At 58.7% G+C, this 12718-nt stretch carries 14 protein-coding genes; 10 read left to right on the top strand and 4 right to left on the bottom strand.

The window, feature by feature from the left end:
• Positions 1-4: 4 nt before the first annotated feature.
• The 3 genes from N434_RS22665 to N434_RS22655 all read right to left on the bottom strand — a co-directional run bounded on the left by N434_RS22665 (position 5) and on the right by N434_RS22655 (position 2757).
• On the bottom strand, positions 5-808 hold the full coding sequence (locus tag N434_RS22665; protein WP_110760401.1) for a carbon-nitrogen hydrolase family protein: 804 nt from the start codon (positions 806-808) through the stop codon (positions 5-7).
• A gap of 126 nt (positions 809-934) precedes the next feature.
• Positions 935-1843, bottom strand: a complete 909-nt coding sequence (locus N434_RS22660; protein WP_065117197.1) for a LysR family transcriptional regulator — start codon at positions 1841-1843, stop codon at positions 935-937.
• A gap of 233 nt (positions 1844-2076) precedes the next feature.
• A complete protein-coding gene (locus tag N434_RS22655) occupies positions 2077-2757 on the bottom strand; it encodes a DUF2161 domain-containing phosphodiesterase (protein WP_110760400.1) in 681 nt (226 codons plus the stop codon).
• Between the two features lie 281 nt (positions 2758-3038).
• Here N434_RS22655 and N434_RS22650 point away from each other — a divergent pair, with 281 nt between their 5' ends.
• The 10 genes from N434_RS22650 (at position 3039) to N434_RS22605 (ending at position 11776) form a co-directional block, all read left to right on the top strand.
• Positions 3039-3695, top strand: a complete 657-nt coding sequence (locus tag N434_RS22650) for a response regulator transcription factor (RefSeq protein ID WP_065117195.1) — start codon at positions 3039-3041, stop codon at positions 3693-3695.
• Positions 3692-5068, top strand: a complete 1377-nt coding sequence (locus tag N434_RS22645; RefSeq protein WP_110760399.1) for a sensor histidine kinase — start codon at positions 3692-3694, stop codon at positions 5066-5068. The genes N434_RS22650 and N434_RS22645 overlap by 4 nt, the downstream gene beginning before the upstream one ends.
• A gap of 109 nt (positions 5069-5177) precedes the next feature.
• Positions 5178-5861, top strand: a complete 684-nt coding sequence (locus N434_RS22640) for an MtnX-like HAD-IB family phosphatase (RefSeq protein ID WP_110760398.1) — start codon at positions 5178-5180, stop codon at positions 5859-5861.
• A 23-nt stretch (positions 5862-5884) separates the two neighbouring features.
• Positions 5885-7306, top strand: coding sequence for an aspartate aminotransferase family protein (locus N434_RS22635; protein WP_181424049.1), 1422 nt, complete (start codon positions 5885-5887; stop codon positions 7304-7306).
• A gap of 4 nt (positions 7307-7310) precedes the next feature.
• The gene (locus N434_RS22630; RefSeq protein WP_110760397.1) at positions 7311-8264 is read left to right on the top strand and encodes an arginase family protein; all 954 of its coding nucleotides are present in this window, start codon (positions 7311-7313) and stop codon (positions 8262-8264) included.
• On the top strand, positions 8261-8614 hold the full coding sequence (locus N434_RS22625; RefSeq protein ID WP_110760396.1) for a DMT family transporter: 354 nt from the start codon (positions 8261-8263) through the stop codon (positions 8612-8614). Before N434_RS22630 ends, N434_RS22625 begins: the two co-directional genes overlap by 4 nt.
• Positions 8611-9483, top strand: coding sequence for a fatty acid desaturase family protein (locus tag N434_RS22620; RefSeq protein ID WP_110760395.1), 873 nt, complete (start codon positions 8611-8613; stop codon positions 9481-9483). Before N434_RS22625 ends, N434_RS22620 begins: the two co-directional genes overlap by 4 nt.
• Complete coding sequence (locus N434_RS22615; protein ID WP_110760394.1) at positions 9473-10288, top strand: alpha/beta hydrolase; 816 nt, start codon at positions 9473-9475, stop codon at positions 10286-10288. Before N434_RS22620 ends, N434_RS22615 begins: the two co-directional genes overlap by 11 nt.
• Positions 10269-11414, top strand: coding sequence for a GNAT family N-acetyltransferase (locus N434_RS22610; RefSeq protein WP_110760393.1), 1146 nt, complete (start codon positions 10269-10271; stop codon positions 11412-11414). The genes N434_RS22615 and N434_RS22610 overlap by 20 nt, the downstream gene beginning before the upstream one ends.
• Positions 11414-11776 (top strand): DMT family transporter, encoded by a 363-nt coding sequence (locus N434_RS22605; RefSeq protein WP_065117186.1) that lies wholly within the window; start codon positions 11414-11416, stop codon positions 11774-11776. The genes N434_RS22610 and N434_RS22605 overlap by 1 nt, the downstream gene beginning before the upstream one ends.
• Before the next feature lie 56 nt (positions 11777-11832).
• Here the strand turns inward: N434_RS22605 and N434_RS22600 are convergent, their stop codons facing one another.
• The gene (locus N434_RS22600; RefSeq protein ID WP_110760413.1) at positions 11833-12666 is read right to left on the bottom strand and encodes a MipA/OmpV family protein; all 834 of its coding nucleotides are present in this window, start codon (positions 12664-12666) and stop codon (positions 11833-11835) included.
• Positions 12667-12718 lie beyond the last annotated feature (52 nt).

Genomic DNA, 12718 nt, shown 5'->3' with positions numbered 1-12718 from the left:
CCGATCAGAGAACGTGGTGGTTTGCCACCGGCACGTTGGCGCGCACCTTGGCCGAATAATCAAAATCGAGGGCGGCGCCGGCGGTCCCGACAGTGTCCGAGCATTGGGCGACGATGTGGCCCCACGGATCGATGACCATGGAATGTCCCCAGCAGGCCTTCTTGCCGCCGGCATGGGTGCCGATCTGACCGACAGCGAGGAAATAGGTCTGGGTTTCGACAGCGCGGGCACGCGCCAGCACTTCCCAGTGATCCTTGCCTGTCATGAGTGTGAAGGCAGCCGGCAGAACGATGACATCTGCCCCCTTGTCGCGCAGGGCGCGGAAGAGTTCCGGGAAGCGGATATCATAGCAGATGCCGCAACCGACTGTCCTGTCGCCAACCTTGTAGGTCACGACGTCTTCGCCGCGGGCGACCGAATCGGATTCGCGGTAGCTGATGCCGTTCGGGGTATCGACGTCGAACAGGTGAATCTTGCGATAACGGGCGATCTGCTTGCCATTAGGACCGAAAACGAGCGTCGAATTGTAGAAGCGGTTACCTTCCTTTTCGACGATGGAGCCGGCGTGCAGCGTAATTGCGTGCTTTCTGGCTAGCCCCGAAAGCAACGTATAGATTTCGCCACCGGGGAATTCCTCCCCGCTTTCATGCATCTCCTGGGGATTATCTCCAAGAAATGCAAAGTATTCTGGAAGAACAACAAGGTCCGGATTATCCGCCTTGACCGCCTTCTCTATAAGTTCAGCAGCAACCTTCAGGTTTTCTGCCTTGTCGTTCTGGGTATTCATTTGAACAAGTGAGACTTTCACGTTGCTCTCCTCTCATGTTGCGAGGAGAATTAAGAACGGGAACGGTTTTCATGACAAACGGAAAAACTCTATCGGAACCCATAAGGTAAGCTTATAGATTAATCATTTTGCGCTGCAGCACAAATTTTAGGCCGCAGCGGTCATCCATTGCGTGGTCGTCTCACTGACGATTTCCGCCGCCATGTCGGCTATGGCCCGGGCGAGTGCGTTGTCACCCTGCTCCTGATAAACGGTATGGAAAGTCAGCGGCGGTACCGACGGAACGATGTCGAGAATGCGCGCCACGCCTGACTTGATAATGTCGTCCACCAGCACGCGCGGCAAGGCGCCTACGCCGACGGCGGCGGCCACGAGGCGGGTCATGATCGACAGCGAATTGGAGTTGTAGATGCGGCTGTCGGAGAGCCCGTGAGCATCGAGCAACGCGCGCAGCGCCTGATGCGGCTGCGAGCCGGTCGAGAAGGTAAGCAACGGAAAATGCGCGATATCTTCGAGCGTGACGCCCGTTTCCGGCAACGGCAAATCCACCGCGCCCACCCAGCAGGACTCGAACGTGCAGAGCGGCGAATTATAGATGTTCGCGGCCATGACAGGCCCCATGATGAAACCGACGTCGACTTCGCCATTTTGAATGCGCTGGGATAGTTTCAGACTGGTATCGATGGTCAGATCCAGGCTGACACCGGGATATTGTTCGTTCATGCGGCGAATGAGAAGCGGCAACCAGGCATAGACGATCGTATCCGCCGCGCCGATGCGTACCGTGCCTCTCAGCGCCTCGCGGCTGCTCACGATCTGCCGGAACTCACCGGTCAGGTTGACGATCTTTTCGGCATGCTGCAGTGCCAGACGACCGGCGGGCGTCAGGTTGACGCAGCGCACATCACGGGTGAACAGCACCACGCCAAGCTCCCTCTCCAGAGCGGCGATCCGGTTGGACACCGATGCCTGGGTGGTATGCAGACGTTCCGCCGCCGCCGAAAAGCTGTTCAGTCGTGCAGCCCAGAGGAAAGTTTCGAGAAATCGCGTATTCATGAGGTAAAATCTTCTCGCATGGCTCCGCGATCCAGCACTGCGTCTCTGGCTTCGTCTTGCCCTTGGCCTTTGTGGTTCAAACGTGAGTATGTCCGATGCACACGCTTATAAGCAAGGGATCAACCCTACCGATCGGCACCCTCCAGGCGTGGCATCATTGCTTTGGAAACCTCGCTCGGCACGGACAGGCCGGTCCGGAGTAACCGCATGAGGGGAAGATGTGTTTTCGAAAATCAGCCGGTAACGACGACTGTTGCGGACATGTCCTGCTGCGGCCAGCGCTGCAGCGCTTCTCGTCCGGCCTCGGTCAAGCCATAGATTCCTCTGTCGAGCCGTTCAAACCAGCCATAAACATTCGCAAGCAAAATCTTCCCGGCATCCGGCACAGCGGGTTTGATTTGACGAACGCGCAGCGGCCCTGATGCCAGCGCCAAAGCGCAGCCCAGTGCCTGTTGGCGATATGCGGTCATGATCGGCGCGCGTGTACTCCCGCCTACAGCCGGATCGCCCCGGCGCCGCTGGTGTTCACGCATCAACCGCGAGCGCCGTTTCGGATTGGTTCGCGGCATCGGCGATATGGAACTGACGATAATGCTGACATCGCCGGCATCGGAAATGCCAAGCATACCGATTCCGAGCCTGCGGCAGAGATCGCGATAGCGCCTGTCAGCCTCACGGCCTTTGCCTTTGGCTGACACTCGGGCCGCAATCCAGACCTCCTCCGCAATGGCCGCGCGATCGACAGCCTGCAAAATGAGTTCCAGATTAAAGCTCAGCTTCAGCTCGCAGATCACGACCACGGGCGGATCAGTGTCACTCAGACCAACCAGATCGCAGCCACCAACTTCGCCTTTGACAGTGTAACCCGCCTCCTCAAGGAAGCCTTTGACGGGCAGATAAAGCGATGTTTCCATGTGCCTGCGGGTTCAAGTGAATCTGCACCCTGAATACATCGATCTCCGTGCGCAGGACAACCACCATGGCCGCCTGCGGCTACAAGTTATTGCCCATTGCCATGTTTCGGGCAGCCGCTCCGTTGAAACGCACGTTACGTCCACGGCAATGTGCAGGCATTGATCGGCGGCACATCTGCCTGCGGATGAGAAAGAGTTGCGATTCCCCGGCAACCCGCCACAACAATGCTTCAAATCGCGCTTCTCATCCGCCTTACCCCTGCCGCAGGAATGGAACGACCGTGCGCATTCTACTTGTTGAAGACGACAGCATTCTCGGCTCATCCCTGAAGAAGGCACTGGAAAAACACGCCTATGGCGTTGACTGGATGCGCGACGGCCAGTCCGGTCTCGAAGCGGCGGAACATTCGGATTTTGCAGCCGTCGTCCTCGACATCAACCTGCCGCTGCTCGGCGGCATCGAGGTTCTGAAGGGCGTGAGGCGCAAGGGCAATACGGTTCCCATCCTGCTCTTGACGGCGCTCGACAACGTCCGGCGCAAGGTCGAGGGTTTCGACGAGGGAGCGGACGACTATCTGGTCAAACCTTTTGATCTCGATGAATTGCTTGCCCGCCTGCGCGCGCTGATCCGACGTCGCGACGGACGGACCGAAAGCCTGCTGCGATGTGGCGATGTCGAGTTGGATCCGTCGGCAATGGTGGCCCGCAAAGGCAATGTACAGGTGCATACGACGGCAAAGGAATTCCACCTCCTCAGGCTCCTGATGGAGCGCAGCGGTCGCTACGTCACGAAGAACGACATCGAATACGCACTCTACGATGCCTATAGCAACGTCGAAAGCAATGCCATCGAAGTGACGATCTACAATCTCCGCAAGAAGCTCGGCACCGAATTCATCAAGTCGTTCCGCGGCATCGGCTACATGATCGAACGATGAGCCCCTCCACCCTCACACGCAAGCTCTTCCTGCGGATCGCGCCTGTCGTGGTGGTGACGATCCTGATAATCGGCGCCTTTGCGTTTCACAGTGCCACGCGCGAGATCAACAATATCTACGATGCGCAGCTCATCAACGATGCGAACGTCTTGTGGAGGCTGCTGCACAAACGGCTGCAGCATTCACCCGAACCTACGCCGCAACAGGTGGACGACATCGACTTCAGCATGGACAATCAGCTCGCTTTCAACGAGGACGCAGACGACTATGCCGACGCGCAGATGTTCCGAGCCTGGGTGAACGGCAAGATCATGTTCTACTCCAGCACGGCCTTTCCTTCCGACGTGCCCTACCAGAAAGCGGGCTTCACCGACCTTTCCTACCGTGGAGAGAAATGGCGGGTCTATTCGTTGCCGATCCCGGCTTCAGGCATCGTCATGGAAGTCGGAGAAAAAATGTCCCTGCGCGAGACGCTGGTTGCCAACATCCTGCTGAACCTGTCCTTTCCTCTGCTCGTGCTGGTGCCGGTCATCGGCTTGCTGATCTGGCTCGGCATCCATAACGGCCTGCGGACCATTCGCGGGCTGGTGAACCAGATCCGCACCCGTTCGCCGGACGATCTGTCAGCCATTGCCGTTAAGGAGTTGCCGAGGGACCTCGTGCCCCTCGGCCGTTCGATCAACCAGCTTCTCGAAAAGCTCGGCCGGTCCCTGACGCTTGAGCGACGGTTTTCCGATCTGGCGGCGCATCAGCTGCGCACGCCGCAGGCGAGCGTCAAGCTGCTGCTGCAGATGCTGGCAAGCACCGATGACCAGCAGGAGCAGAAAGCGATCATCTCGGATCTGGTGACCAGCAACAACAGAGCCACGCATCTCATCGAACAGTTGCTGCGCCTTGCCAGGGTCAGCCATCATCCGCTCAACCCCATGCCGGTTCCGCTCTACCACATGATCGCATCGACCCTGGCGGATTTCGGCAATATCATCACCAGTCGCAATCTCGACATCTCGCTGACAGGCCCTGAATCGGCCGAGGTCAGGACAGATGAATCCTTGCTGCAGATGATGATCAGCAACCTCCTGGACAATGCCATCAAATACACGCCGGCCGGCGGCGTGATCGAGGTCACCCTGTCTTCGGAAGGCGAATTCTGGCTGATATCGATCAGCGACAACGGTCCCGGCATACCGCCCGAAGAGCGCGAGGCTGTCTTCAACCGCTTCTATCGCCTCGATACGCGCAACGCCGAAGGGGCGGGCCTCGGGCTTGCAATCGTTGCCGACACCGCAGACCGGCTCGCCGCTTCCGTAAGGCTTTCCACCCCTTCCTGGGGCCATGGCCTGCGCGCCGAGCTGCGACTGTCCCGGAACTGACGCGGCAACGACGGCTCCATCATTTTTCATCTTGGCATCATTTTCCCATCAGGCCTGCCTCATCAGCCGCCGGTAAATCCGGTCGCAAGGCAGACCGAAGGATTATTTGATGCGGGTATTTTCTGATTTCGATGGCACGATTTCCATTCAGGACGTGACGGATGTCGTGCTGTCCCGCTTTGCCGAACCTGAATGGGAAGACATCGAGCAACAGTGGAAAGCCGGCCTGATCGGATCGGCGGAGTGCATGCGCCGTCAGATCGCCCTCATCAAGGCAAGCCGCCGTGAGCTCGATGAAATTCTCGACACCGTGGCCATCGATCCGGGCTTCCTGACCTTTCGTGATTACTGCCGCGTCAACGGCCTGCCCCTGACCGTCGTCAGCGACGGCGTCGATTATTTTATCCGTCATGTTCTGAGGCGAAACGGCATTACCGACTTGCCTGTCGTCGCCAATCTTCTTCGCTACGGCACCGCCGATTGCCTTGAGGCCTATACCTTGGCACCAGCCCCGAACTCGACCGGATGTCTGTCCGGCTCGGGCGTGTGCAAATGCCGGATCGTCTCCGGCACGGAGCCGCAGGTTTATATCGGCGACGGGCGGAGCGATTTCTGCGTCGCCGGCAGAGCCGACCTCGTTTTCGCCAAGAGCAAGCTCGCCGACTATTGCCGCGACAACAACATCCCCTTCATCGCCTTTGATGACTTCACCGACCTGCTTTCCAAGATGAACGCCGTCATTCCCGGTATCGCCCGTCAAAGCCGAACGATGCCGCAATCGAAAATCGCCTGAACCGGAAGACCAAGAGGTCCCTCATGAATATTGTGAACGCTGTAACCTTTAACGAAAAAACGCCGCTCTCCAGCCCGACCGAAGCCGAGCTACGCCTGCTTGAAGAAACCTTCTGCTCGCATGGCGACACGGTTCATTATTCGACGGAGCCGAAATTCTTTGAAGAATGTGAGGGGTCCTATGTCTATGACAGCAAGGGAACACCGTTTCTCGATCTGCAGATGTGGTACTCCGCTGTCAACTTCGGCTATCGCAACGAGAGGCTGAATGCCGCCGTCCATCGCCAGCTGGACCGACTGCCGCAGGTCGCCTCGCAATATCTGCATCGCGAGAAGGTCGAGCTGGCAGCCATGATCGCGCAGGATGCCGAACGCAAGTTCGGCCACAAGGGACGCGTTCATTTCAATGTCGGCGGATCGCAGGCGATCGAGGATTCACTGAAGCTGGTGCGCAACTATACCGGCGGCAAAAGCCTGATGTTCGCCTTTGAGGGCGGCTATCATGGCCGCACGCTGGGCGCGTCGGCAATCACTTCCAGCTACCGTTATCGCCGCCGCTTCGGCCACTTCGGCGAAAGGGCCCAGTTCATCGAGTTTCCTTACCATTTCCGCGGCCCGAAGGGCATGACGAAGGAAGAATATGGCGAACATTGCGTGCGCAAATTCGCCCGCCTGTTCGAAAGCGAATATAACGGCGTCTGGGACCCGAAAGTCGGCAGTGCGGAATATGCCGCCTTCTATGTCGAACCGATCCAGGGCACCGGCGGTTACGTCATTCCGCCGATGAATTTCTTCTCCGGGCTCAAGAAGGTTCTGGACCAGCACGGCATCCTGCTCGTCGTCGATGAAATCCAGATGGGCGTCTATCGAACCGGCAAGATGTGGTCGATCGAACATTTCGGCGTCTCACCTGATGTTCTTGTCTTCGGCAAGGCGATCACCAACGGGCTCAATCCGCTTTCGGGCGTCTGGGCAAGAGAAGAAATGATCAATCCCACGGTCTTCCCGCCCGGCTCCACCCATTCCACCTTCGCCAGCAATCCGATGGGAACGGCCGTCGCGCTTGAGACGATGAAAATGCTGGAGGAAGAGGATTTCGGTGCCGCGATCATGGAAAAAGGCGCCTATTTCCTCGACGGCCTGAAGCAGCTCCAGAAGCGCCATGCGATTGTCGGCGATGTCGACGGGCTCGGATTGGCGCTGAGATGCGAAATCTGCAGGGAAGACGGCTTCACCCCCGACAAGGCAACGATGGACTGGCTCTGCGACGAGGGTATGAAAGGCGATCTCAGGGTCGGCGACAAGACCTATGGCCTCGTTCTCGATGTCGGCGGATACCATAAAAACGTCATCACGCTGGCCCCGAACCTCCTGATTACCCATGACGAGATCGACCTGGCGCTGACGCTGCTCGACCAGCTCTTCACACGCGCGGTCCGGAGGTAGGGTCGTGCAGCTTCTCCTCCTTCATCTCGACGATGCTTTGGAGTTGCAGCCGGACTTCGTGCGCGCCTGTACGCTTGCAGGCGCGTGCCACCATGTCGACAAGTCGAGCGGCAAGACAATCAGACTGTGGGGCAGGCAGAAGATGCTCGCCGAACTGGGGCGGGACATAGCCAGATCGCTGCCGCCGCGCAGCAAAGGACCGCAGCTTGCCTTCATTGGTTCGGGCGATTTCCACCATGTGACCGCCCTGCTGCTGGATGCCGCTCTCGAACGGTATCCGGTTTCCACCACGCTCGTCCATTTCGACAACCACCCCGACTGGGTGAATTTCGAAGGCGGCATGCATTGCGGCTCATGGATCAACAGCGCACTTTCAAATGCCAATGTCGCAAAGGTCGTGACCATTGGGGTCTGCAGCAGCGATCTGCGCAATCCCGAGCGCAAGGGCGCCAATCTGAGCTGGCTGCGACAAGGCAAGCTGGAACTCTATCCGTACGAACATCCGCCGAGCCGCGTGAAGGCCGATTATGGCAACGGCGCAAGCTACCGTCAGGACAGAGGCGCCTTGCACTGGAATTCCATCTCCGAGATCGGCGAGGACAATTTCATCGACCGGATACTCAGCCGCATCAGCACCGAAGCCGTCTATTTCACCATCGACAAAGACGTGCTCGCCGTCGATGACGCCGTGACCAACTGGGATCAGGGGCGCATGCGGCTGCCCTATCTGATGGCTCTGATCAGCGAAATCGGTAGCCGGCATCACGTCATCGGCGCTGATGTGATCGGCGATTATTCAGCGCCGCATTATGCTGGAGGCCTCACGACCCGCCTGCTCAAGCAGGCTGAAATATTCATCGACCAGCCACGCCTGCGGCAGGCGGCCGATGTGGTACGAAACATCAACAGCGCTGCAAATCACGCATTGCTGGAAGTTCTCGCGGAAACGATGGGATGACCGGCAGCCTTACCGTGCCCACGCTCGGCCTGATCCTCTTCTGCGTGCTGGCGGAAACGGCGCGCGAGGTCTGCTTCAAGCAGGCCGCCAGCGACGGCCCCATGCTGACGACGCTCGCCAAACCGCTGACCTGGCTCGGTATCGCCTTCTGGGCCATCGAACTTCTTGCCTGGACAAGCGTGCTTGCCAGCGTACCTCTCACCATCGCCTTTCCGCTGATGGCGCTGAGCTATGTGGTGACCGTCGGCGCCGGCGCCGTCATTTTCAGGGAAAATATCAACCTCCGTCACGCGACAGGCGTGTTTCTCGTTACCGCCGGCGTGGCCTGTGTCGGAGCAACCGGACTATGAAAATCTTTGCTCATACCAGATGGGATGCGGCACCCGTACTCGCCGCCGTCGCGCATCTCGTGTTCGACGTCTACCTGATCGCCGGCTTTCAGAGCAGGCCGCTCTGGGCGTCATTGATCCTGGGCTGCCTTTATGCCGTATCGATATCCTGGAACATCAACAGCATCTCGCATAATTTCATCCACACCCCCTATTTCAAGCCGCGCTGGATGAATTACGCCTTCAGTCTCATGGAATCGGTAGCGATCGGCTTTTCCCAAACCTATTATCACTGGGTGCACATGCGCCATCACTCCGGCAACAGCGACCGGCCGGACGAGAAGGGCGAAACGGTCGATCTGCTGTCGATCTATCGCCATGGCCGGAACGGCGAGCCGGAAAATGTCTGGTCCTACACGCTGAAGAGCTTCTTCCGCGACAGTCTCGGTGACATCCACAAGGCCATCGCCAAGCGGCATCCTTTCGACGCCGCATGGGGTCGTTTCGAACTTCTGGCGTTCCTCGGCCTGGTGGCGATTGCCCTTATCCATGACTGGAAAGCCGTGCTGTTCTTCCTGCCCTTCTATTATGCCGGCAATTGCCTGTCTTCGCTCAACGGCTATTACGAGCATCTTCATGGCGATCCGGACGAACCGATCGCCTGGGGCGTCAGCAGCCACAAGCCCTTCTACAACTGGCTCTGGTTTGGCAATGGCTATCACGCCGAGCATCATTACCGGCCGCGAACCCACTGGACGAAACTTTCGGCCCTGCACGAACAGATCAGGGACGCACAGGAGCGAGCCGGTACGCATGTGATCAGCACCTGTCATGCGCTCGGTTTCATAGCCCCGGAAAACCGGGACGCGGAGCTTCGGCATGAGGTCTGAGGAATTGAGTTTCTACCTTGAAGGCACAAATGGAAAAGGCGTGCTGCTGATACACGGCCTGACCGGAGCGCCGGCGGAGATGAAGCTCGTCGCCCGCCAGCTCAATCGCCGGGGCTACAGCGTCCATGCGCCGCTGCTGGCCGGTCATGGGCAGGATATCAGGACATTGCGCCGGACGCAGTGGAAAGACTGGCTGACAAGTGTGTTGCAGGCTTCCGAATTCCTTGCAGAACGAACGCAACACATGTTTGCGGCGGGCATCTGCGTTGGCGGCGAACTGTCACTGCTTGCGGCCCGGCAGCGGCCGGATCTGATCAAGGCTGTCGCCATTTATTCGCCCTGCTTCCATTATGATGGCTGGGATGTTCCCAGGCACTATACGTTGCTGTCATCGCATATCGGCTGGTTGTCCCGCATCCCCTTCCTCGACCGTCTCAACTTCAGGGAAAATGGGTCGCTCGGCATCAAGGACGAGCGGATGCGGCGCATGGTCGAGGGCATGGCCGGCGAGGGCATGCTCGAAAAATTCCCCGGCAAAGGCATCGTCGAAATGTACCGGCTCGGCAAGGCGCTTCGCGGAACCCTGCCGCAGATCCTGACACCGACACTGATCCTGCATGCGGAAGAAGACGATCTGAGCAACCCAAGACACGCCCTCTACATTTCCGAACATATTGGCGGACCGCATGAACTCAGGTGGATCAAGGACAGCTACCATATGATCCATCTCGATCGTCAGCATCGGCAGGTCGCGGGGTTCACGGCCGATTTTTTCGAGGCAAGCCATGCTGCAGTTCGCCCATAAGCAATCCTTGCCCGGGAATGCCAAGCCCGTCGCGCAGGTCTACGATACGATCCGCGCTATCGGCCGGGAGGCGTGGAACGCCTGCTTCCACGGCCATGTCGAGGATTATGATTGCCTGCTGGCGATAGAAGATGCCGGCATTGGCGACTTCGAGTGGCGTTACCTGACCGTCACGGAAAATGGAAAAATCAGCGCCGCCATACCGGCATTCCTGTGCCCCTATCCGCTGGATACCACGCTCGAAGACGGCGTGGCGCGCCGGTTGATACGCCGCATGAGACGCCATGTTTCGGGCTTTCTCGTTCTGCGGCTCGCCTGTCTTGGTTCACCCTGCACCGAAACCGGCGCGATCGGCTTTCATGCCGACGTACCGGAGGAACGCCGCGAGGTTCTGCTGGCCGAATTGCTCATCGCCTTCGAGGCGCTTGCGGTTCAAGAGGGCTGCGGACTGATGGGGATAAAAGATATCCCGGCGCCGGTTGCCGCCGAATTCGGCGTCCTGCTTTCAAAACACCGCTATGCCGCCATCGGCAGCCTGCCAACCGCATGGCTTGATATCGATTTCAAGACAATCGGCGACTACATGGCCCGACTGTCGGCAGGTACGCGAAAGGACATGCGGCGCAAACTGAAATCCCTCGATGCCGTCAGGGTGGAAATCAGAACCGATATAGGCGATCTGCTTTCCCGGGTGATGACGCTTTACCACGACACGCGCAATCGCAGCGAATGGCAGTTCGAGGAACTGACCCCAGCCTATTTCGAGGGCATCCTCACCCATATGGCGGGCCGCGCTTTTTGCTTCCTCTATTTCGTCGGCGATACGCTGCTTGCCGCCAATCTGATCGTTCATGACGAGCGGCTCGCAATCGACAAGTTCTTCTGCATGGATGCTGAGCAGGGACGGCCTTACAATCTCTACTTCCTCAGCTGGTTTACCAATCTGCGCTATTGCCTCGATCATGGCCTTTCCCGCTACCAGAGTGGTCAGGCCTATTATGAAAACAAGATTCGGCTTGGCAGCCGGCTGACGGCAAACACCATGTTCTTCCGCCACCGCAATCCGCTGCTGCAGGTATTGTTACAGCTGGTTTCGCCGTTCTTTTCGCAGGATGAGGAGAACTGATGACACCGATCCGCCTGACATGGCTTGCCGTACCCGTCCTCAACACATTGTTCCAGATCTTCACCAAGCTTGGCGCGGCGCAACTCGGCAATACCGGGGGAATGACATGGCTGGAGAATGCGTTGACCTCGCACTGGATTCTGGCGGCCATCGCCGTCGAGATCATCTGCTTCTTCATCTGGATGACGGTTCTCGCCGAACTCGACCTCAGCAAGGCCTTTCCGCTGTCCGGCATCAGCTACGTGCTGGTCATCGCCACAGGCTGGTTTGCCTTCGGCGAACCGATCGTCGGATTTCAAATCGTCGGCAGCGGTCTGATCCTCGCCGGCGTCTGGCTGATCGCCGGCGCCAGGCAAGCGTAGCGGCGCCACTCCCGTGACGCGCGACATGCCGCCAGCATGAAACGGAAGCGCAAAATTCAAAACCCGATCTGGAATGAGCGGTTGAGCGTGATACCGATGACGTTCTGATCGGCCGATCCAAGCCTTGAGGTAACGGGGCTGTCGGCGGCATCACCCATCAGGCGGCTATATTTGACGTAGGTTTGCACGCTCCAGGCAGGCGTCAGCATATAGGTGGCCGCCACAGTGAAACCGAGAGATTTGAGGCCGCCATTCGCCTCGAATGGCTCGACACGACCGATTCTGACGGCTTCCTCGGAGGAAACCCCGAAATTGTTGCGCATATAGGTGCCGTTCGCCAGAGACAGGCGCGGACCGGCGGACAGCAGCCAGCGATCACCGACCGGCTGGAACCAGTCGAGATAAAGATCGGCCAGCAGACCGTCTCCGCCCCATAGCGCCTGACGCGTTTCCGCGCGTACGCGCAGGCGATCCTCCAATGGCCAGTATTGTGTGAAGACGCCAGCGTCCAGGTTCCAATGCACCGAATGCAGACCCTGCAGCTCGGTATCATCGAATGCCGATCGTCCGCCTCTCACCCCGACGACCGGGCCTATGCCGACCCCGCCGATATCGAACAGTCCGTAGTCGATATTATCGTCCGGCGCGCTATATTCAGGCGCTTCGCCGAGCCGCCGAAAATCGAAAGACGGCAGGCCGCTGAAGGACCGGTGCTTCGACCCTTCATGGGAGGGACCATATTCGACGGACCCGCCAAGCGTTATGACCCACTGGCTATCGGAAGAGGCTGCATCCTGACCCAACGCGGAATGAGTTCCCAGCACTATTAACGGCAATGACAGCGCCGCCGCCTGGAAGAGTGCCATGCCAGATGAGGCCCTGTATGCCATGCACCGCGCCGCGAACATCAGCGACAGATCCTCCACTCGCGGCCAGCCGCTG

The sequence above is a fragment of the Rhizobium sp. UGM030330-04 genome (assembly GCF_003208455.1).
GTDB classification, from domain to species: domain Bacteria; phylum Pseudomonadota; class Alphaproteobacteria; order Rhizobiales; family Rhizobiaceae; genus Agrobacterium; species Agrobacterium rhizogenes_A.
The sequence above is the reverse complement of the archived record's forward strand: the minus strand, read 5'-3'. Positions and strand labels throughout refer to the sequence as shown.